At 49.1% G+C, this 21,341-nt stretch carries 17 protein-coding genes; 7 read left to right on the top strand and 10 right to left on the bottom strand.

The annotated features are described in order from the left end of the window. Positions 1–48: 48 nt before the first annotated feature. The 5 genes from AC1RVX_RS25195 to AC1RVX_RS25175 all read right to left on the bottom strand — a co-directional run bounded on the left by AC1RVX_RS25195 (position 49) and on the right by AC1RVX_RS25175 (position 6,030). On the bottom strand, positions 49–1,095 hold the full coding sequence (locus AC1RVX_RS25195; protein WP_493219325.1) for a bifunctional nicotinamide-nucleotide adenylyltransferase/Nudix hydroxylase: 1,047 nt from the start codon (positions 1,093–1,095) through the stop codon (positions 49–51). A 138-nt stretch (positions 1,096–1,233) separates the two neighbouring features. Beyond that, on the bottom strand, positions 1,234–2,937 hold the full coding sequence (locus AC1RVX_RS25190; RefSeq protein ID WP_493219324.1) for an NAD+ synthase: 1,704 nt from the start codon (positions 2,935–2,937) through the stop codon (positions 1,234–1,236). 26 nt (positions 2,938–2,963) lie between these two features. Further along, positions 2,964–4,154, bottom strand: coding sequence for a nicotinate phosphoribosyltransferase (gene pncB / locus AC1RVX_RS25185; protein WP_493219323.1), 1,191 nt, complete (start codon positions 4,152–4,154; stop codon positions 2,964–2,966). A gap of 69 nt (positions 4,155–4,223) precedes the next feature. Then, entirely contained in the window at positions 4,224–5,093 is an 870-nt protein-coding gene (locus AC1RVX_RS25180; protein ID WP_493219322.1) for a cysteine hydrolase family protein, read from the bottom strand. Between the two features lie 193 nt (positions 5,094–5,286). Further along, the gene (locus AC1RVX_RS25175) at positions 5,287–6,030 is read right to left on the bottom strand and encodes an NUDIX hydrolase (protein ID WP_493219321.1); all 744 of its coding nucleotides are present in this window, start codon (positions 6,028–6,030) and stop codon (positions 5,287–5,289) included. 162 nt (positions 6,031–6,192) lie between these two features. On the opposite strand from AC1RVX_RS25175, the gene AC1RVX_RS25170 reads away from it, so the two are divergent. The 6 genes from AC1RVX_RS25170 (at position 6,193) to AC1RVX_RS25145 (ending at position 10,112) form a co-directional block, all read left to right on the top strand. Further along, entirely contained in the window at positions 6,193–6,747 is a 555-nt protein-coding gene (locus tag AC1RVX_RS25170) for an RNA 2'-phosphotransferase (protein WP_493219320.1), read from the top strand. After that, complete coding sequence (locus AC1RVX_RS25165; protein WP_493219319.1) at positions 6,740–7,270, top strand: protein-tyrosine phosphatase family protein; 531 nt, start codon at positions 6,740–6,742, stop codon at positions 7,268–7,270. The genes AC1RVX_RS25170 and AC1RVX_RS25165 overlap by 8 nt, the downstream gene beginning before the upstream one ends. A 3-nt stretch (positions 7,271–7,273) precedes the next feature. Then, positions 7,274–7,846, top strand: a complete 573-nt coding sequence (gene ybiA / locus AC1RVX_RS25160) for a riboflavin biosynthesis intermediates N-glycosidase (protein ID WP_493219318.1) — start codon at positions 7,274–7,276, stop codon at positions 7,844–7,846. A 59-nt stretch (positions 7,847–7,905) separates the two neighbouring features. Next, positions 7,906–8,436, top strand: coding sequence for a DUF4291 domain-containing protein (locus AC1RVX_RS25155; protein ID WP_493219317.1), 531 nt, complete (start codon positions 7,906–7,908; stop codon positions 8,434–8,436). Positions 8,437–8,590: 154 nt separating this feature from the next. Further along, a complete protein-coding gene (locus AC1RVX_RS25150) occupies positions 8,591–9,472 on the top strand; it encodes a CmcJ/NvfI family oxidoreductase (RefSeq protein ID WP_493219316.1) in 882 nt (293 codons plus the stop codon). Positions 9,473–9,482: 10 nt separating this feature from the next. Further along, positions 9,483–10,112 (top strand): 2-hydroxychromene-2-carboxylate isomerase, encoded by a 630-nt coding sequence (locus AC1RVX_RS25145; protein WP_493219315.1) that lies wholly within the window; start codon positions 9,483–9,485, stop codon positions 10,110–10,112. Here the strand turns inward: AC1RVX_RS25145 and AC1RVX_RS25140 are convergent. After that, complete coding sequence (locus AC1RVX_RS25140; protein ID WP_493219314.1) at positions 10,109–11,038, bottom strand: LysR substrate-binding domain-containing protein; 930 nt, start codon at positions 11,036–11,038, stop codon at positions 10,109–10,111. The genes AC1RVX_RS25145 and AC1RVX_RS25140 overlap by 4 nt on opposite strands. A 92-nt stretch (positions 11,039–11,130) precedes the next feature. Next, the gene (locus AC1RVX_RS25135) at positions 11,131–11,997 is read right to left on the bottom strand and encodes an alpha/beta hydrolase (protein ID WP_493219313.1); all 867 of its coding nucleotides are present in this window, start codon (positions 11,995–11,997) and stop codon (positions 11,131–11,133) included. Positions 11,998–12,144: 147 nt separating this feature from the next. Here AC1RVX_RS25135 and AC1RVX_RS25130 point away from each other — a divergent pair, with 147 nt between their 5' ends. Next, positions 12,145–12,720 (top strand): TetR/AcrR family transcriptional regulator, encoded by a 576-nt coding sequence (locus AC1RVX_RS25130; RefSeq protein ID WP_493219312.1) that lies wholly within the window; start codon positions 12,145–12,147, stop codon positions 12,718–12,720. A 156-nt stretch (positions 12,721–12,876) separates the two neighbouring features. Here the strand turns inward: AC1RVX_RS25130 and AC1RVX_RS25125 are convergent, their stop codons facing one another. The 3 genes from AC1RVX_RS25125 to AC1RVX_RS25115 form a co-directional block, all read right to left on the bottom strand. After that, complete coding sequence (locus AC1RVX_RS25125) at positions 12,877–15,750, bottom strand: glycoside hydrolase family 31 protein (protein WP_493219311.1); 2,874 nt, start codon at positions 15,748–15,750, stop codon at positions 12,877–12,879. Between the two features lie 200 nt (positions 15,751–15,950). Then, entirely contained in the window at positions 15,951–17,621 is a 1,671-nt protein-coding gene (locus AC1RVX_RS25120) for a GH35 family beta-galactosidase (protein ID WP_493219310.1), read from the bottom strand. A gap of 164 nt (positions 17,622–17,785) precedes the next feature. Next, complete coding sequence (locus AC1RVX_RS25115) at positions 17,786–20,830, bottom strand: TonB-dependent receptor (RefSeq protein WP_493219309.1); 3,045 nt, start codon at positions 20,828–20,830, stop codon at positions 17,786–17,788. Between the last annotated feature and the right edge of the window lie 511 nt (positions 20,831–21,341).

Here is a 21,341-nt window from a genome sequence, read left to right as displayed (position 1 = left end):
TACTGGGCATGCCCGTTAAACAATTCAGGCAGGTTTATCCTGCCTTTTTTATCTGGAACTCGTTTCATCATCCGTCAACAGTAAAAACTGATCCAGAATATGGAAGTGATCATCAAAAAATAATTCTTCCATACTTTCCAGTTTATCAATGGCGACCCAGGCAGCCTGTGCGGCATCGTCGGCAGCGCGGATATCGGGCAGGTGTTCAGTATGCAAATCAAAGAAATGTGCATGCGTAATAGTACGGCCACGCAGACTACGACCAGGGTGATCAAACACTTTGACATCTACCAGAGAATGCTCCAGCGTGGATGCCAGTACAGCCAGATTGGTTTCTTCAAACAATTCCCGTATCGCTCCCTGGAACAGACGTTCATTCTGGTCGAGGAAGCCACCTGGCAAAGCCCACAAACCTTTACCAGGAAAACCGCCACGTTGTACCAGTAAAACATAGTCATCGGCTTTGACAACCGCATCCACGGTGACAAAAATAGGTGCATAAGGAGCTGCTTTCCATGTCGCCTGATACGCCAGTAACTGCGCATACTCTTTCACCAGCACGGCATAGTGTGGCAGGATGCTCCAGGCTTTCAGGTACTGACGTACGCTCAGTGGCAGGTAATGAGCGATCACATCAAGAGAGACGCGCATGTCTTCTGCTTCAAACAAAACACTCCGGATGACAGTGGCATCGATAGCCAGTAACTGCTCCGCCGCAACCAGTTGCCATTGCGGGAAACGATTCAGATAATAACTGGAGGCATCCTTGAAGTGGCCAATCAATGCCACCCGTTTTGCGTAAGGGTAACGCTGCCCCACCTTGCCCCTGACTGCTTCAGCCCAACGCGTATCGTCATAATAGTCGCGCACTGCTATGTACGAGACCCTGTCGCGCTCGGATGGTGACAGGGTGGCAGCGATCATGTCAGCCCTTTCCTGCCAGGTGAAAGGGTTTTTGGTACTGCGCGCATGAAAGGATGAGCCAAGTACGATCACCACTTCTTCTGCGGTTTCCAGCGCCAGTTGCAAGAGTGTGGCATGCCCACTGTGGAATGGTTGAAAGCGTCCTATTAATACCGCAACGTCGATTTGCATGGTTAAGTTCTTCAAATACTGTTCTGGTTGATCTTAGAGGCCGTTGTGAAATTAACCTGGCGTTGTTGCGTCGCCTTGCCGTACTGAAATACTGTCTTCGGCGACGGCGCCCGGCCATCTTAATTTTGCAACAACCTCCTAATTACTATACTTCGCTGCGATAGGCATCTGGCGGCCACTACCAAATGCCCTGGCGCGCACACGTATGATGGGCGGCGCCTGCCTGCGCTTATATTCATTGCGTGCCACCATACCCAGTATGCGGTTCAGGCTCTTAACACCGGCTTCTGTCTTCTGCAATTGTTCTACAAAAGTCCTGGCCCTGGCAAATTCATGTGCAGGCAGACGTTTGCCTTCTATGTGCCATTTCAACATTTCATCCAGTTCTTCGTAGGGTGGCAAGCTATCGGTATCAAGCTGATCGGGTGCCAGTTCGGCTGAAGGTGGCTTTGTCAATACATCCTGTGGAATGATTTCACGCCCTGCTGCCTGATTGATATGCTGCGACAAGGCATACACCTCCGTCTTGTACAAGTCACCGATCAAACCCAGTCCACCATTGGTATCGCCATACAGGGTACAGTAACCGACCGATATCTCACTCTTGTTGCCGGTAGTAAGCAAGAGCGCACCAAAGGCATTGGAATATTCCATCAGTATGGTGCCACGTATGCGTGCCTGCAAATTTTCTTGTGTCAGACCTTTCAATGGCGCAGCAAATGCCTGCTCGAAGCCTTGGGCATATTGTTCGACCAGACTCAGTATCGGATGTGTCAGTAATTTGACTTGCAGGTTGTCGCATAGCTTGACAGAATCAGATACCGAACCCGTGCTTGAATAGGCCGAAGGCATGGTAATGGCAATCACGTTTTCTGCCCCCAATGCCTGCACAGCCAAAGCAATAGTCAGCGCAGAATCGATACCGCCGGATGAACCTACCACGACCTGCTTGAAACCACAGCGACGCGCATAGTCTTGCAGACCCAGGACGATCTGGCGACGTGTGAACTCCGGCACGGACAAGCCAGTACTATCTGGCTTGTCCAGGGCACTGCCATCGATACGGGTGAATTGATTAGTTTCAAATCCCAGCAACTGAAAATCTTCTTCAAAGCGTGCTGCTTCAAAAACCAGTCCCTGTGCCGGGGTAACCGCAAATGAGGCCCCGTCAAATACCAATTGATCTTGTCCGCCTATCTGATTCACATACAGCAAAGGCAGGGCATGATGCGCTGCTGCCTTGGCAAACATCGCATGTCTTTGCTGGCGTTTTCCTATGTCAGACGGGCTGGCATTGATACTGATCACCAGATCGACCCTGGCTGCCGTCAGAGCATTGAAGGGGTTAACCTGGTAATCCTGCTCTTCATCATTCCAACCATCCTCACAGACCATGAAGCCCAGCTTGTGGCCTGCGATATCCAGCGTACAGGCGACTTCCTGCCCCGGTTCAAAATGACGGCGCTCGTCAAAAATGCCGTAAGTGGGCAGCAATTGCTTATAGTATTCCGCAAGAATTTCGCCATTGCGTATCGCCAGCAAGGCATTGTGCAAGGTTTTGCCCTGACCTTTGTTTTTTCGCACTGTGCCTATCACGCTGACCAGGGTGGGATAATCTTTGGAAGCCTGCATAATGCTGGCCAATGCCTGCTCGGCCCTGAGTAAAAAAGCACTGTCTTCCAGCAAGTCGCCCGGGTAATAACCACAAACACAGAGTTCGCTGAATACAGCGACATCGGCATTGCCTGCCGTTGCTTGTTGCATGTGGTTGATGATAGCCCTGGTATTGCCTGAGAAATCGCCCACCGTATAATTCAATTGTGCAATTGCCAGTTTCAACATGATGATAATCCTGAACTTAACTTCGTTCAAATAAGGGGATGATGAAAAACCTGACGCAGATAAGCGAGGAAGGTTTCATCCGTACATAGTGTCTTGCCAGCCGAATCGGATAGCTTGGCGACCGGCTGTCCATTGCAGGACTTCAGCTTCATGACAATATTCAGCGCCTTGATTCCTGTATCATTCGTCAGATTGGTGCCTATACCAAAACCTGTCATGGTGCGGTCTGCGAAGTGTCTGTACAGCTTAAATGCGGTTGCCAGATCCAGTCCGTCGGAAAACACCAGGCGCTTGGTATGCGCGTCGATACGCAATTTTGCATAGTGCGCCAACGCCTTTTCACCCCATACAACCGGATCGCCAGAGTCGTGGCGCAAACCATCAAACAATTTGGCAAAGTACAAGTCAAAATCTGCCAGGAAGGCATCCATACCGACTACGTCCGTCAGGGCGGTACCGAGATCACCACGGTATTCCTGCACCCAGTCTTCCAGCGCAGCTTTCTGGAAGTCACGCAGGCGCACGCCAAAGGATTGATAGGATTGCAGGTATTCATGCGCCATTGTCCCTATCGGTACCAGCTTGTATTTTTTTGCCAGATAAACATTCGATGTGCCTTTAAAAAATTCGGGTACTTCACGCGCCAGCGTCGCTACCACTTCATCATGCCATTCGCCAGAAAAACGTCTGCGCAGGCCAAAATCAAAAAATTCAAAGGGATGGGTCTTAACGGTTTCCTGACCAAAGACGCGCAATTGTTCTATCTTCGCTGTTAGCCTGCTTCTGGCTTCCGTCAGGGTCTGTTCAGTTTGCAAACGACGGAAATACAATTCATTGACAATATGCAGCACATAAATTTCAAAGCCCATGACATGCACTTGCGGACCTGTGGCAATAATTTCCAGCGCATCACCCTGAATGCTGACGCGTATGAATTTTCGCTGGAAATGAAATACCGTCAAAAAGTCTGTGAAATCACTTTTGATGAAACGCAACGAACGCAGATAATCGAGTTCGTCTTCGCTAAAATTCAGCGCACACAAATGATCCAGCTCGCGCTCTACGTCCTGCTTTAATTCTGCCAGCGGATACGCTGGTGTATTGCGACAGACGAAAGCATATTCTGTCTGCGCATTTGGATGGCTATGCAATAAAGCCTGCCACATGGTGAATTTATACAAGTCCGTTTCAAGCAAGCTTTGTACTACGGGTTTCATATTTGTCTCTATCTCAATAACGTCTCTGGCAACGCGGTTGTGTAGCTTGTCAAAGGTAATTCCCGGGAATCATGCAGAGGCATTCGCCAACAGTTCGGGCAATACATCTGCCATTTTAGCGATCTGCACACCTTTGATGGCCATGTCGCGAACAAAACCTTCAAACTGCGCATCAAAACCGCTGACGGCACTCATGCAATCTGTCAGCAAGACCAGTTTATGCAAATCGGCTGCTGCAAAATTTTCTACCAGATGTTCAGTGGTTGCCTTCACACAATGGCTGCCAGCTTCACCAGTGATATACACACGATCGGCCTTGCTCAAGTCACGGATCAGTGTCTGGTTCAATTGCGTATCCGGATCACTGGCATCCGGTACTTCTGCCCTGACGGCTGAGTAATGCTCGGTCCATGGATTGGAGCCCTTGCTGATCTTGTTCACTACCGACAATGTTTTTTCTTCCCAGGCATTATAGGCCGCACGCACATCGGTATGTACGTTCTGCCCCCATGAGCCAATTTCACAGTGTACGGGCCAGATCATCAACTGATAGCGTCCTTCTGCTTCCAGTGCGTCCAGATAGGCAAGTGCGCGTGGCAATGCGGTGGGCTGACGTGGTTGAAATTCAGCAGCGCGTACCGCAGCCGCAGAGATGGAAGTAAATGGAGTCACATCCCCTCCCTGCGCTGTCCTCCAGAACGTAGGGTGTGCAATGTCATACCGATGATGCGCATCCATGGTAATGCTGATACCGGTCAGACCGGCAGCGCCTGCACGTATCAATTCCGCGACGCGCAACATGTCGGCATGGGCGCCAGGTACAGGCAAGGCAGGTACAAGCCTTGCACCGCTTTGTGCATCGGAAGGCAGATAGGCGGGTGGCAAATCACAGAAATCGTTTTGTGGATCAATGATCAAAAGTTGCAAATTGCGTTTCATGATAGATTCCTTTCTTCTGAAACTGAGTTCATTGTAGAACACTTATTTTCATTTTACAACTAAGTAAAATTACCATGGGAAACCCTTGCTGACGTGCATGATATGTCCGGCACAGGATGCCATTAAATACGTTTTTTTGTAAAAAGGAATTCAGCTGAATTCATGAGACTGTGCAGACGGGCGCGTTGTCAGTTCAAACTCTGCTCAAAGGATTAAAACTGGCAGATGCCAGCCCGGCACGTACGGCAAACAGTTGCGCAGGCCGGTTGCTGCCCAGCCTTTGCCGGCCACGCAATTCATCCAGGAAATCACCTTCCTTGATGCGTTTTCTGAAGGAACTTTTATCCAGCGGACGGCCAAGAATGATTTCGTATACTTGTTGCAATTCAGAAAGCGTAAATTCAGCTGGTAGCAGATAGGCTGGAAGGGAAGTATATTCGACCTTACTACGCAGGCGCTGCAAGGCGAGTTCCAGGATGGCCGAGTGATCAAACGCCAGTTTCACTGCAGGTTTCTTGTCGTCCAGCGGATACCAGACCGCCTCGTCCGCACCAGCACCATGACGCAACACGACGGTGTCAGACGAGATCAGGGCAAAATACACAAAGGTGCTGGACCAGCCGCGCGGATCACGGTCTTTGCTGCCAAATCCTTGCAACTGTTCCAGATAAGGTGCTTCTACGCCCGTCTTTTCCCGGAGTTTTCTTAAGGCAGTCGCATCCAGATTGGCATCACGCTGCACATCGATGAAACCACCTGGTAAGGCCCATTTGCCTTTATACGGATGATCACCACGCTTGACCAGCAGCACCTGCAATACATTATCCTTGATCGTAAAAATGACCAGATCCACACTCGTCAAGGGAATGTCGTAATCATGGATATTGTATTGACGAAGGAATTCCTGCTCTTCACTATCTTTTTTTGATGCGGCCATTTTTTTGCCTACTCTGGTGTTATAGGCTTTTATTATAGCTTGGAAAGATTCTTAGTGCATATTTACAACTTTCTTAGTTGCATAATACAACTAAGTGTTTTATAGTGACGGCTATTCAATGACAGTTGGATATACAAATCTAAAACAAGATAGACAATAAAAATGAAAACTACAAAAAAAGATATCAGTAAATTTCTCAGCTTCATTTTGCGCCATCAGCCTGAGACTATAGGTATAGAACTGGACGAACAGGGCTGGACAAGTATCAGCAAACTGATTGAGCAGGCTGGTCTGCATGGAAAGCCCATCAAGCTGGAAGATATACAGGAAGCCGTGAAAACATCGGACAAACAACGCTTTGCCATCAGCGCAGATGGGCTGAAGATTCGTGCAAATCAAGGGCATTCAGTCGAGGTTGATTTGGCCTTGCCTGAAGTGACACCGCCAGAGATTCTATTTCATGGCACCGCCAGTCGCTTTATAGCTTCCATCATGAAAGCTGGTCTGCGCCCGGGTTCAAGGCATCATGTGCATTTGTCGGCGAAGCAGGAAACGGCAAAGGCAGTAGGCGCACGCCATGGTGTGCCAGTCATACTTACAGTAAGAGCAAAAGACATGCATGATGCCGGGCATGCATTTTTCTTGTCAGCTAACGGTGTGTGGCTCTGCGATGCGGTACCGCCACAGTATCTGATCAGGGCCACAGAGCATGCATAATCGACCAAACGGGAATACTTACTGGGTACAAGCTGGACACTTGCTTGCAGGTGAATATCCGGGCGCTGCAGACTCCACGATAAGTGCATGCAAGCTGGAACGTTTCCTGGATTGTGGCATCAGGCACTTCATCGATCTGACAGAACCAGGGGAATTGAACCCTTATCTTGATCAACTGATGGCATTGGCAGATCTACGTGGTTTGGAAGTAACACATGAACGTTTTCCCATTCCAGACAAAAGCATCCCCTCATCACCACAACAGATGTTCACCATATTGCGCGGTCTGAACAAGGTACTGGAAAAACGGGGAGCAGTCTATGTCCATTGCTATGGTGGAATAGGTCGTACCGGCATGGTCATCGCCTGCTATCTTGCACAAGCAATGACAGACACCCGTGCCGCCCTGAAAGAACTGGATTTATTATGGCAACAGATGGAAAAGAAAGACCGCTGGCCAAGAACGCCAGAAACCTCAGAACAACTGGCCTGGGTAATGAACTGGAATACACATCAGGAATAAAAAATGAACATCAATAGCCTGGAAGAATTATTACTACAGCTGAAAGATGGTAAAAAATTTGATTACCTTTATTTTTGGGGGCACAGGAAAAAAGGTGCAAGGCCAGATAAATCCTGTTTTAGCCAATGGTTTCCGGCCAGTTTTCATATAGACGGCATTCAGTATGCGACAGCCGAGCATTACATGATGGCGAGTAAGGCGAGACTGTTCAATGACCACGCCATTCTGGAAAAAATACTGGCCGCAGATGAGCCGGATGTAGCTAAACATCTGGGCAGGAAAATTGCTGCGTATGACGAAGACATCTGGGTGCGACACCGCTTCCAGATTGTTGTGGAGGCAAATTATGCAAAGTTTTCTCAACATCCTGCCCTGGCAAAATTTCTGCTAGGTACTGGCAACAGTATTCTTGTGGAAGCCAGTCCGGTAGACAGTATTTGGGGAATTGGCCTGGCCTATGATCATGCCGACAGCAAAGACCCACACCTGTGGCAAGGACTTAATTTACTGGGCTTTGCTTTGATGGAAGCCAGGCAAAAGCTGCTCATCGAAAAACAAAAAAATATATCTCAATAATGAAATTAAAAAATTACCTTGAACAAATTTCCTCGTGGCCAAACGCAGGCAAACATGTGATGGCACAATTCGATGACGCATCCATCATTGTCTATCAGGCTTACTCGCATGAAATTGCAAACTTCGCAGTTCAACATCAGTACTTTGGCGGTGCATTCAGTTACAACCGTATGAGTTGGATCAAGCCGAATTTTTTATGGATGATGTTTCGTTCTGGCTGGGCACAGAAACCGGGGCAGGAACGCATACTGGCTTTGCGCATCAGACGTGCGTTTTTTGATGAGCTGCTGAAGAATGCGGTCAGTTCAAGCCATGACATGAACACTTACCCTACACAAGCAGCCTGGCAACAAGCCGTACAGGATTCGGACGTGCGCCTGCAGTGGGACCCTGATCATGACCCTGCCGGTTTGTGCGTAGAGCGTCGTGCTGTGCAACTCGGTTTACGGGGCAACGCCCTGCGCAGATATGGCAGCGAAGAAATGCTCGAAATTACAGATATCACTGCCTTTGTTGAACAACAACGGCCGCATGTGCAGCAGCTTGAAAGGCTCGTCATTCCCTATGAGGCGGTTTACACCTCAGTCTGATCACCAATTGTATTTCACATTCCTTGTCCGAATACGTGAGATGCAAAAATGTCGTTTGTGCACACCCCCGGCATGGGATTCAATAGTTACTGAAGAAGTACAACGCCACATCCGGCTTATGTATTTCATTCCTGATCTTACTATTGGAGCTTCCATGCCTATCCCGACAGAACAAGACTTATATCAGTTTCACGGTGAGCGATCATCAGATGATGGTCTGGTCGTCGCCAGCATGAGTTATGTCATGCCTTCTGTGACTCGCCCCTGTAGTTATACCTTCCAGCCACCACCAGGCATCCCGTGGGAAAGTGCTGACTACGATTTACGTCCCATCAGCATCCATGATGCCAGGCAGGCGGATAGCGCACCACAGCTGGAACGCGAAGGTTTTGAGTTATGGGATGCCGCCACTTCTGTGAAGGACTTCATGAATCTCGATGAAATCCGCTCTGTGTATTATCAGGAAGCGCGGGAACTGGCACTAGCGGCGACTGGAGCCAGGAAAGCGTATGTGTTCGACCACCTGCTCCGCAAGCGGGAGGCAACAAACACCCCTCTATCCTTTGGAAAAAGAGCAGCGAATGGCATGGCTGCCGCCAATGGCCGTATTCACAATGACTATACCGAAGCCTCTGGCAAGAAGCGCCTGGGTATGGTGATACAGGATAGGGAAGAGCTGGCGCAGGTGCGACGCTACAGTATCGTCAATATCTGGCGGCCCACGCGCAGCACAGTGCTGGATGCGCCGCTGGCGGTGTGTGATGCCCGGACAATAGAGCAAAAAGACCTGGTGTCCTGTGATGTCCGGTATCCCAACCGCACAGGGGAAATCTATCTGCTCAATTTCGCTGCCCGTCACCGCTGGTCTTATTTCTCGCGTATGGAGCCGCATGAGGCACTGGTCTTCAAACAATATGACTCGCAATTCAGCGGTTGTAGCCGCTTCACCCCGCATGCTGCATTTGACCATCCACATACTCCAACCCATGCCAGACCACGCGAAAGCATAGAGCTGCGCTGCCTGGTCACTTACTGAGAGGTGTGTCATGGATATAGCGATTACCCCTTTGCCTGTCATTGACTTCTGGTTTGAATTTGGTAGCAATTACAGTTACCTGAGCGTCATGCGGATAGAGCAGGAAGCAGCAAAAGCAGGTGTCAGAGTTCGCTGGCGACCCTTTCTGCTTGGCCCTGTATTTCAATCATTTGGCTGGATGACCTCGCCTTTCATATTGCAAAAAACCAAGGGTGAATATGTGTGGCGTGACATGGAAAGGTTATGCCTGAAATACGACTTGCCGTGGAAGAGGCCCGCTAACTTTCCACGTTCAGCTATATTACCTTTGCGTGTAGCTGTGCTGGGTGCAGAAGAACCATGGATAGCAGAGTACTGTCGGCGCATGATGCAAATGAATTTTGTCCGCGACCGTGATATCGATAATACAGAAATGGTGAAGGAGGTACTTGCCGCCATGAAGCTGCCAGCAGTTGATATTCTGAAGCAGGCAGTCTCGGACGAAAACAAACTGAAGTTACGCCGACAGACAGAAACTGCCATGACCAAAGGCATATTCGGTGCACCAACTTTCTTTGTTGGCGATGAGATGTTTTGGGGCAATGACAGGATGGATGACGCCCTGCTGTTCTGTAAGGCGCAACATGGCGAAATCAATTAATCGGCAGGCAATATCCACTCTCGGGTCTTGCTGGCCTCGGCCATTAACCAGTGCATGACCTGTTGGCATTCGTTCGTTGGTGTTTGCTGCGCTTGCAATAACCAATAAGCATGTCCGGCCTGTCCTTGCGTTCTGGCCGGCATCAACTGCACCAGTCTGCCATCATCCAGCAGATTTTGTATCAGTTCCAAGCGGCCCAGCGCAATGCCTTGCCCTGCCAACGCTGCCTGTATCACCTGATCGTATTGATTAAAACGCAGAATGCCATGAGTTTTGGCATTCTGCATCTCATCTCTGTCCAGCCAGTCATTCCAGGATAGCCAGGATTTCTGGCTTTCATCAAATTCCAGCAAAGGCCATTTGACGATCAGCTTACCGGATTTTTTGGGTTTGATTGACAAGGACGGGTGAGCAACCGGGGCAATGGATTCCTCAAACAGACGCACGGCATTGTCTGGCGCCAGTCTAGCATTGGTGTAGCGTATCGCCAGATCAATGCCGTCTTTATTCAGGTCACCTACCCTGTTGCTGGCACTGAGCCGTATATCTATTCCCTGATGCAGTTTTTGAAATGCATTTAACCGGGGTAACAACCACAGTCCGGTCACACCAATACTAGCGCTGATGGTCACGGCTCTGGATTGAGTGCCGTTGCTTATTTCACCCATGATGTCCTGCAACTGACGGATGGCGGCGTCGGCAGTATGGAACAGACGTTCGCCTTCGGCAGTGAAGGCGATGGAACGATGCCCTCGCGTCAACAGCTTCACGCCCAGATGCTGTTCCAGTGTCAATACCTGGCGACTAACCGCCGATTGTGTAAGACACAGGTCGCTTGCTGCATGCGTGATACTCATGCGTCTTCCCACTGCAACAAAGCCTTTTAACTGATCCAGAAAGGCCAGTTGAACCAGAGGTAGTGACATTCCCATCATGCATGCCTGTTTTGGAAGTTGAAACTCATCCAAGCATAGTCAGCCACCGCTGGCTATGCAAGCTATCTGCCAGAAAAATGCAATTACGCCCTGCCTGCACAGTGCCTCACAATGAAACTGCTGGCAGCATCCACAACGGTCTGTGAACGCAAGATGCGTCTGTGCCCAGTTCCCACCACTGGATGTAATTGTGCCTGAGGCCAGGCGGCGGCCAACGCCAGACTTTCTTCATAGGGCATTTCACGGTCTTCAGGGTCATGCAGAATCAACGCCGGGTGTTGAAAGCCAGATTGCAGACGTGACAGGTCCATACTGCTTAACGGTGCACCTATATGCATCGCCATTTGCTGTTCCAGTATCTGCGCCTCTTGCGCATCCAGACCTGCCATGCTGGCAGTACGTTGCACTACCCGGCTTAGCGAAGCCGGACCACATAATTGCACGCTGACGGCTACCTGCAAGCCATTGGCATAGGCGTACAGGCCAGCAGCTGAGCCGGCAGAATGGCCGATGACCGCCGCCAACGGTCCGACCTGAGCCGCCAGAGCCAATACAGCCTTGCCATAATCAACGACATGGGTGAGTTCTCCCTGCGACTCGCCATGTGCCGGAGCATCCAGTGCGATGACACCAAGGCCAGCCTGTAACAATGGGGCGACAAAGCTTGCCATATGACTGGCACGACTTTCCCAACCATGCAGCAACAATACGGCAGGGGCAGCCTCCTGTCCCCAACGCCAGGCCACCAGATCCTGCCCTGCATGGTCAACGTGGAAACGTCTGGCGGACGACAACGCCATTCTGTCATCATCACTGGTAAGCTGCCTGCGTGGCGTGACCAAGGCTTGTAACACTGTCGCCGCAGTCGGCCTGGAGGTGGGTGCTGATAACGGTGCAGACGCAGGCATTGCCAGTAAAACATTGTTTTGTTGCGTTTCCAGCTTATTCATACCGGCCCCCTCAAATTAGATGATAAACATAATCTCATAGATGCTGATTATCATCTAAAATAGAAAGATGTGTCAAATACAGCGAAAACATGCCTGGCCAGGTTTATTCCTGATTCATGGGCTGGATCGCTAAACCGGAATAAAGCCATGAGAACTTCACGTGAACAAGCTGCGCAAACCAGAGAGCGCATCGTCGAGACTGCTGCACGCCTGTATCGCGAACGCGGTATCAACGGCATCGGGGTGGCCGATCTGATGAATGAAGCAGGCCTGACCCACGGTGGCTTTTACAAACATTTTGAATCCAAGGAAGCACTGATCGCCGAAGCCTGCACAGCAGCGCTGGAAGTTACCAAGGCAGAACTGCAACGTAAAATTGCCGCCGCCCCCGACCATGAAGCATTGAGCACTCTGGTACACACCTATTTGAGCAAGGCACACAGCGATAACCCGGGAATGGGCTGTACCATCGCAGCGCTGGGTCCGGAGGCAATGCGTAACGATGGTATAGGTAAGGAAACCATACAGCAAGGCGTCAACAATCTGCTGTCTCTGATCAGTACTCAATTGCAGCGTGAAGGTGTGGATGATGTCGAAGCCAAAGCACATGCGGTGCTGGCATCAATGATAGGCGGCCTGCTATTGTCACGCATGATGGACAGCCCGGCAAAAACCAAAGCTGTATTGCGCGACACCAGCAATTTTATATTGAAAGCGGTGTAGGTCTGTAACTGACTTATTGTATAGCCATGCCTTGTTCCAGATTGGCACCGGAAGTTAAACAAAGAAACCTGCCTGATAAGTCACAAATTGACTTGTCATTTACCTGAAAAAATATCTACGTAGCAGGTTTCAATTGAAAAAACGCGTTACAAAAGTTTATCTCTTTATGGTGATCGCCTTACCTTCGTAGGCCACCATTTTATCAGCATTGTCGAGACTTTCTGAACTGGAGATTCCGGCTTTGATGAAATGTATCTTGAACTGCCGCTTGCTGATCATTCCCTTATATTGCCCGCTACGGTTGCCGATAGTGACTGTGCCACTCTTGTCATCATAACTAAAAGGGATACGACTGAACTCGCCACGTGTATAAGCCTTGGTGACACCGTCATCTTCATACAGGCTGAACTGACCGTTGGCACCCGTATAAATATTCAGTGTTATGGGCGCGTCCGGGTGTTCATCGACATACTGCGTAACCGGCCCCATAGGCAAGATGGCACCAGCCTTAACCAGCAAGGGGATGCGTGTGACAGGTGCCTTGACAGTAACACTGGTGCCGCCTTTATAAATATCACCGGTATAAAAGTCGTACCACGTGGCCCCTGCAGGCATATAGACCTTGCGTTCGCGTGCGCCATATGCATAGACAGGAGCAACCATCAGGTCATGACCAAAGAGGTATTGATCCTTGATGTCCTTGACGCGATCGTCCTTGGGGAAATCCATTACCAGCCCACGCATGACCGTACCAGAACTATAATAAATGTCTGAGGCTGCAGTATAAATATAGGGCATCAAACGATAGCGAAGCTTGTCGTACCAAACCATAGAGTCGCGCATGTCGGAACCTTCTGGCGAAATATTGTAGATTTCGCGCTTGACGACTTCGCCGTGCGAACGGAACAGCGGCGTAAAGGCTCCAAACTGGAACCATCGCAAGTTCAATTCCTGCCACTCTTTGACATCGTCAGCATTGATCTTATTGGTACCTGCGCTGCGATTTTCTTGCGCAGAACCTATATCACCTGCCTGGAAACGGTTTTCCTGTGCATACCCACCAATGTCGTGTGTCCAGTTGGGAATACCTGACATGGAAAAACTCACACCTGCTGAAATTTGATCATAAAGATTATTCCAGCGCGCCACTGTGTCACCACTCCAGACCGCAACAGCGTTGCGCTGGATGCCGGCAAAACCTGAGCGTGAAAGAATGAATTGCCGCGTATCTGGCTGATCACGGTTCAGACCATCAATCAGTGCCTTGGTATGCATCAGACTATAAGAATTAAAAGTGACTTCCCCTGCACCATAAACGGTCGGTCCTATCAATTTCTTAAAATCTTCCGGACGTGTATTGGACAGAACATCAGGTTCACTATTGTCCATCCACCATGCGTCGAACCCCAAATCGACCAGTTTGTTCTTTATCTGGCGATAATATATGTCACGAGCTTCCTTAGTATAAGGGTCATAGTGACTGTTCTTATAGCCTGGTCCAACCCAATCCAGATCACCATTTTCGACGTTCTTGGTCCACATGTATCCTTTGGATTCGAACTCTTTATAGTTATCGGTATTGGAATAAAATTTGCCCCAGATAGAAAGCATGACTCGTGCGTGGTTTTTGTGGATTTCATCAACCATGCCTTTAGGATCAGGGAAACGGGCCTTGTCGAAATCATGTGAGCCCCAGCCATTCTCTGGCCAATAAAACCAGTCTTGAACAATATTGTCCAGCGGCCAGCCGCGCTTGCGGTATTCATGAACCGTGTCTAATATCTGTGCTTGCGTTTCATAACGCTGACGTGATTGCCAGTAACCGTAAGCCCATTTCGGCATCATCGGTGCCTGTCCAGTCAAGTGACGATAACCAGCTATCACATTGTCTATCTTGTCGGCATTGATCACATAGTAGTTGATACTTTGGGCGATCTCGGACGAGAGGGTCAGGGAGTGGCGCTCGGCTTCAGGCAAGGGATCATTGTGTGTAATAGCAACCATGCCGCCAGAAGGTTTCCATTCCAGATGCAGTTTAACTGGCTTACCCTTGGTAAACTTAACTTCAAAATTATGGTACCAGGGATTCCATCCCTGCCGCCAGACATCCAGAACCTGCTTGCCATCGAGACTTAAAGTCGCGTAGTCGGACGCGTACAACTGCATCTTATGAACACCGGATTTTTCAGAAGTCAGACTGGCGTCCCAAACAACCTTGACATCTTTAAGGTCCTTCAGCGAGCCGGCTTCTTTCGGCCAGTTTTCGGCCACGTCTTTGAGGAACTTATAGGCAATGTCATCTTCATGACGGGTCAACACCAACTTGCCTTCGACGTAGTAACGTGCGGTCAGGCCACCGATTTTACCTTCATCGTCCTGCAGTTTCAGATCGCGTGCCATAGGACCGTAAGCCTTGGGATCACCAAAACGGGATATGGAATTATTGTCCCATAAGATGCCATAATTTTTGTCCGACACGACAAAAGGAACAGCCACATCCATATTGTGCTGCGCCAGAAGTACATCTTCACCATTCAGGTTCATCTGCCCGTTCTGGTGTTGCCCAAGGCCATAAAAAGCATCTTTGGTACCGGGATTGAACGCCTCTTTGATGGCCAGAAATGGCTGTCCGCCTACGTTAACAGGGACCAGGCTTTCGGATGACTGATTTAAGAAAATCTCACCTTTCGCATTGTAAAACTGCACCTGCCCTGTTTTGAGTGATACCTTAACCGATATCTTGCCAGCGTCCAATTTGACCGACGGTCCGTCGCTGCCCTGGTCTGATTTGGTAACGGTAAAATTGCAGGAACAAGGTGTAGCCACAGTCATCATTGAAGGCGTAAGTTGTTTACCTGACTGATCAAGCTTAATGACATGAATAATATTGTCGCGCATGACCTCCAGCCTGACTTCTTTCACTGCACCCGGATCCGGCTTTATCACGATGCCAGTGGCATTTCTTTCAAAGCTGCCAGCCATGGCATGACCTGATACTATCAGCGCCACACATGAGGCTAAGGTTGTCATAGGTATAGTTCGCATTGTGTTTTTCTCCTCTTTATTTCTTTTTAGGACTTACGCAAAACCGCCCCAGCTGCGTTGCAGCTCCTGGTCGTACTGTTCGTACTGTCTTCGTCGCTACGCCCTGCTGGAACAATTTTGCGTAAGTCCTACTTTTATGACAGCGCTGATATTCAGAGATGCATGTTATAGGTTTTCATAATGCGCTAATACCTGCCCATTTTGACTTTAAGAACCACTGGTGTGCCCGTCAGATTGAGCCCATAGTCTGTTTGATCACCGTTCCAATTGCGTTCCATGACCCATTTTCCTGATGCGTCATAGTGCCCTTCTTCCACGCGCCCCCACATGGCGCTCTTGCCGTCGCTAGCTCCTGCCCAGTCAATTTTCACCCGTGCATGCTGCCCGACGATGATAAATTCATTGTCACTGATTTGTGCAATTGAAACCCCACCATTGGGTATGTCCGTATTTTCTGGCAGATCCTTTATGCCGGCGAAATTTGCCTTGTCACCAAATTGCCATTCCCGAAAAGAGACCGTGGCTTTCCAATTTTTAAGTGTGATGGTTTGTTCCGTGCGGGCATCAGTTTCTGCAACACCATAGGTGCGCCCTTCAAAAGCCCATTGTGCCCACTGACGTTCCATGGGCCGGAAAGCTGCGTAAATTTTCCCAAACGGCTCGGCCATAGGTTTGCCAGTCATCTTGGAACCCAAAGGGAAGTTACTATAGTCAGTATAGTCGATGCCAAATGGAGAGAATCCCACAGAGCCCCGCCCCAGAACCAGATAGGCGTAACGAACATACTCAGCAGCATTGCCCATTTCCGGCAGCATCAGTGCATTGTCCTGACGCTGGAAGCCATCAAGGGTTGCCTTGAATTTATTTGAATCAGGGCTATAGATATCAGGTGCAGCGATATCAATATGCGGTGCAGCTGCTTTGTAGATGTCGATCACGTCATAGGTCGGGCCACCACTAGCGAAATTACTTTTCCACGGAGCCATGGGCTCCACAGGGTCACGCAAGGCATTGTTGACATACATGGGAAGGTCATACACTGCGCGTCCAGCCTTGGCGATTTCTTCAATATAGCTGGCTATCGCGTAGGTATGAAAATATTGATCGGCATAATCGCCATATACTTCTGACCATGTACCTTTTGCGGCTAACGCAACTGGGGATTTTTTATGATCCAATACCGACTGAGGCACATTTTGATTGAATTTGGCTTGTGCCTGAGGACTGAAATCACGTACCAGGCCATATGTTCCGACTTCATTTTCCACCTGCATCATGATGACCGTATGGTGTACCTGATCAACGGCTTTGATGTGATTCATCAGTGCAACAAAGGCTTTCTTGTCAGCCTTCAGTGTTTCGTCACCAAAAGGTGACAGGCAATAGCTTACTTTGCCATTCTTATCCACCATGCGCGGGAAACGCTGATTGTTAAACTTGACCCATTCAGGAGTATATTGTGGCCCTGTATTTTTCCAGGTTCCAAACCACAATAACACCAAGTGCACTTTGTTTTGACGTGCTTGTTCCAGTAGCGTATCTACATAGCTGAAGTCAAATTTACCTTCTACTGTTTCAATCTGCTCCCAAGCAACGGGAATTTCGACCGTATTTGCATGCATATCCTTAATAGCAGGCCAGACTTTCTTTAGCGCCTCTGGATAATTGCTCGAATTATGTACTTGTGCACCTAACATCACAAAAGGAGCGCCATCAACCATCATGGTGTAGCGTCCGTATTTTTGGATCAACTGAGGTTGAGTTGCAGCACGCACAGTTGGCTCAGCCGCCAGACTGGTGGCAGCCAAGGTCAACATACCAATGAAAGTCAGAAGACGACCCTTAGCCTTATACATGCGCATATCCATTTGTCTTTATAAATTTCGTGTGATATCAATTGACAATGCTTGCTAAAAATTGTGACCTATTTTTAGCAAGCTTGCATGGGAAGAAAAAACCGTACGCCATAGCAGATTTGCCGATCCCAAAAAAGACCGGCAAACCGCCAACCGCCACCTTTTTAGAAGGTGTAACGCATTTGTGCCGTATAGCGCGGACCTGATACGAACCAAGCCCTGCCCTTAGTACCAGAATGCTGATCCATCAACTGCTTGAACTGGGCATCGTTGATGTTCTGCGCTTCCAGCCCAAACGACCATTGCTCATTGATTTTGTAGAAGATGGACGCATCCAGTTGACCATAAGCGTCAGCCCAGGTCGGCAAACCCCAGGTTACGTTATGCTGACCGTAAGTCGGGCTAGCCGGATTGGTATCTGTACCGTCACTACCCTGTGTACCATTGACGTTAACCGCCTGCAGGCTCTTGGAACGCCAGTTGTAGGCCAGGCGAGCTGATATCGGCCCTTTGTCATACATGAGAGCGAGGTTGTAAGACTGACGCGACAAATTGATCAGCGGCAGATTGCCAAAAGTTTGCCCGTTTGTATCACAACCATTGAGATTGAGATTCAGGTTATCCGCTGTGTTACTTCCTGTGCAGTAAGCCTGGCTAACTGGTTTATACAAATCCTGATGGCTGTCTACGTAGGTGAAATTGGCTTGTATCCCGAACCCTGACATCCAGCCAGGCAGCTTATCAAAATACTGCTGATAAGCCACTTCAATACCGCGTGCCGTGCCCTTGGCAGCGTTAATCGGCCCGGTAACGGTAAAGTTCTGCATCGTCCCTGTCACGTCCGGTACCTGGTAGTTATAAAGACTATTGACGACAATGTCTTTAAGACTCTTGTTAAACAAGGCAACAGTCAATGAACCGGCCGGCGCAAAGTACCATTCGCCAGTGAGGTCAATCTGATTGGAAGTCGTAGGTTTCAAGTTAGGATTACCGGATGATGTACCGGTAAAACTAATCTTGTTGACTTTCACGGTGCTGGCGTTTCCTACAGTTGTAGTGGTTGTATCAACACTTTCCGAAAGCGCGGTGTACCCCTGCAATTGACTAAAGTCAGGACGCGACATGGCAGAAGCAGCCGCGAAACGGAACTGCAGCTTGTCGTTAACCTTCAACCGCAGGTTCAGGCTGGGAAGAACATTGCTGTACGAATTAGTGTAGTCTTGACTCTTAGCAAAAACGGGGATGTTTGGTATGGTACTACCTACTACATTGGCACCTGCAGGTATGGTCGGCAAAGTGGATGTAAAGACTGTGTAACCGTGGGCCGTCGCATCCGTACTTACATATCTCACACCAATATTGCCATCGATCGGGAACTTCAGGTCATCAAAGCCAAAGCGAAGCTGGCTGTAAAAAGCTTTAGTCCTTTCACCCTGACTGTTGGTGCCGGAGGGATCGGTGCCAAAGGTTGCTGGTGTCCATGGATCACAACTACCCCAACCCTGCGCCTTGACTTGCTCTGCACACAAAATGTCATGGTACTTGTGCAAGGCGGCATAACTATCCGGGTAGCCCGTAGCCAGTGCCACATTAGGGAAAATCAGTGACGGCACAGAGACATTGCCATTAAAGAAGTTGTCAAAGACATGAAGGTTGGTATTGCCACTGAAGCGCGGATCACCAAGTGAGGCAAGCTTGCTGATATTCCAGCCAAGTTGCCAAGGTTGCGAAATGGGAGACCAGTTAAAACTCGGATTGGAATTCTGCGTCAAAGAATCACGATCAGTGAGTCGGACGCCAAAGCGAAGGTCGCGCAATACCGGGTGATCAAATTCATATTTGGCATCGCCCTTCCATGCCTTCTCATGAGCGACGCTCTTGTCCTGATGCTCCATGGTAAACGCCCAGTAATAATTATTGGGATCCGCCATATAGGCTCTGTCCGCAGCGTCAAACATCAAGTTAGGAATATTGCCAGACAAATCCAGCTTTTCTTTCGGCAGCTGTATACCTGTGGCAACAGTGGAATCGAAACTCTGTGTGGTTGCGCGGATGACTTGGAAATCGGATGTCAATGTCCAGCTATTTGTTGGCCTCCAGCGCAGGTTCCAGGATACATCTTGTGTGTCAGATTGACGATTTGCAGACCTTGTATCGCCACCAAAATTGATACCACCATCTTTAGGATCAGTGATTGTACCGGTGAGCAAATTGCCGGCGGCATCATAGGTCGCATCTTTGCTGACGTTAATGTTATAAGGGCTGGACTGCGCAAAAATCGCATTCTCATTCCACTGCATCTTATAACGCGATTTGAAGAGCGTCAGCGAAGACTGGAGATCACCATTCTTCCATTGCAGCGCACCGTATGCCCCTTCACGTTTGCGATCAAAATCCAGCGTCCGCCACTGGGCTCCCTTTGGAACCCAGACGGTTTTTCCATCCACTACGTCCGTGCGTGGATAATACGGTTCAACTTGGAACGCGTCGGTGCGGGTTGCACTTTCTGAATACGCCAGATCAACCAAAACGCCGATTTGTCCGATGCCGGTATCCCAGCGGTTAGAGAACATGCCTGAAATAGAAGGCGAAGTCTTGCCACCTTTAAGTGTGGAGTAAGTTCCCTGTGTGGAAATTGCCGCCTTCATGCCTTTGTAATCGAACGGCAGTGCAGTACGCAGGTTAACTAAACCGCCGACCGCACCTTCAGTCTGTTCTGCGGAGGGATTTTTATAGATGTCAACACCGGCCATCAGCTCAGGTGGGACATCTTCAAAATTCAAAGAGCGACCACCATTCGCAGAAAATGAATCACGTCCATTCAACTCTGAACGTACGTAGCTCAAACCGCGAATGGAGACGCCAGAACCTTCAACCGAAAAATGCTCGGGGTCACCTTTGTTCATTGTCCGGTCTATCGTTACACCCACAACGCGCTGCAAGACTTCTGTCACTGAGCGGTCAGGCAGTTTGCCAATATCGTCAGCAACGATAGAGTCAACGATTTCGTCAGAATTCTGTTTGATTTTCTGGGCTGAATTCAACGCTGCGCGCTGCCCAGTGACAGTAACAACTGCGGGTTCACTAGTCGCAGGTCCTGTGCCCGCACCAGTTGCTGGTGGAACCGCTTGCGCCATTACTGCACTACTCGACATCAATGCTATCTGTGCCACTGCCAGCGCTATAGCGGTTTTGTTATATTGTTTCATCTTGTCTTCCCCCGTTCACTCGGTTTTCGATTTTTTTATCTATTAGATTTTGTACGCTCTTCACATGCCTCACTTATTACGGATTTAAAATTACCAAATCAATACCTCCCTAATTAGATCGTGCTGGTTGACAAGGTGAAACTGGATGATTCATCTACAAAAAAACTGACTGCATAAATTGGCAACGTTTCCATTTTTTGGCGAAAATTTCTGGATGCGTTATGCGTCCAAAATTTGTACCGCCGTCAGAATTCGCAGCTTTTATCGGCAGGACACACTACGCCGAACATTTTTCAGGCAATACAAGCATTCAATAACAAGGGACAAAAATCGCAGACCCATCCTGCTCAAATGCAGCGCATGGAACGACTGTAGTAGTGGAAAAGATGGCCCAATCGCCGATACCGACGACGGGGCCAAATAACGCGTGCTCTTAATCTTCATTGAATTGTCTCGTTAGTTTTATCGCGTTCCAGCTGATGCTGGCAGCATGGCAGACCACACTACGCAT

This window comes from Undibacterium sp. GW821-FHT11B02 (assembly GCF_058808955.1).
This window is presented reverse-complemented; position numbering and strand designations above follow the sequence as displayed.

Bases quoted from the DNA above. Each gene is read 5' to 3' on its own strand.
- AC1RVX_RS25195 (WP_493219325.1), bottom strand. From the start codon at position 1,095: ATGCAAATCGACGTTGCGGTATTAATAGGACGCTTTCAACCATTCCAC.
- AC1RVX_RS25190 (WP_493219324.1), bottom strand. From the start codon at position 2,937: ATGTTGAAACTGGCAATTGCACAATTGAATTATACGGTGGGCGATTTC.
- pncB (WP_493219323.1), bottom strand. From the start codon at position 4,154: ATGAAACCCGTAGTACAAAGCTTGCTTGAAACGGACTTGTATAAATTC.
- AC1RVX_RS25180 (WP_493219322.1), bottom strand. From the start codon at position 5,093: ATGAAACGCAATTTGCAACTTTTGATCATTGATCCACAAAACGATTTC.
- AC1RVX_RS25175 (WP_493219321.1), bottom strand. From the start codon at position 6,030: ATGGCCGCATCAAAAAAAGATAGTGAAGAGCAGGAATTCCTTCGTCAA.
- AC1RVX_RS25170 (WP_493219320.1), top strand. From the start codon at position 6,193: ATGAAAACTACAAAAAAAGATATCAGTAAATTTCTCAGCTTCATTTTG.
- AC1RVX_RS25165 (WP_493219319.1), top strand. From the start codon at position 6,740: ATGCATAATCGACCAAACGGGAATACTTACTGGGTACAAGCTGGACAC.
- ybiA (WP_493219318.1), top strand. From the start codon at position 7,274: ATGAACATCAATAGCCTGGAAGAATTATTACTACAGCTGAAAGATGGT.
- AC1RVX_RS25155 (WP_493219317.1), top strand. From the start codon at position 7,906: ATGGCACAATTCGATGACGCATCCATCATTGTCTATCAGGCTTACTCG.
- AC1RVX_RS25150 (WP_493219316.1), top strand. From the start codon at position 8,591: ATGCCTATCCCGACAGAACAAGACTTATATCAGTTTCACGGTGAGCGA.
- AC1RVX_RS25145 (WP_493219315.1), top strand. From the start codon at position 9,483: ATGGATATAGCGATTACCCCTTTGCCTGTCATTGACTTCTGGTTTGAA.
- AC1RVX_RS25140 (WP_493219314.1), bottom strand. From the start codon at position 11,038: ATGTCACTACCTCTGGTTCAACTGGCCTTTCTGGATCAGTTAAAAGGC.
- AC1RVX_RS25135 (WP_493219313.1), bottom strand. From the start codon at position 11,997: ATGAATAAGCTGGAAACGCAACAAAACAATGTTTTACTGGCAATGCCT.
- AC1RVX_RS25130 (WP_493219312.1), top strand. From the start codon at position 12,145: ATGAGAACTTCACGTGAACAAGCTGCGCAAACCAGAGAGCGCATCGTC.
- AC1RVX_RS25125 (WP_493219311.1), bottom strand. From the start codon at position 15,750: ATGACAACCTTAGCCTCATGTGTGGCGCTGATAGTATCAGGTCATGCC.
- AC1RVX_RS25120 (WP_493219310.1), bottom strand. From the start codon at position 17,621: ATGTATAAGGCTAAGGGTCGTCTTCTGACTTTCATTGGTATGTTGACC.
- AC1RVX_RS25115 (WP_493219309.1), bottom strand. From the start codon at position 20,830: ATGAAACAATATAACAAAACCGCTATAGCGCTGGCAGTGGCACAGATA.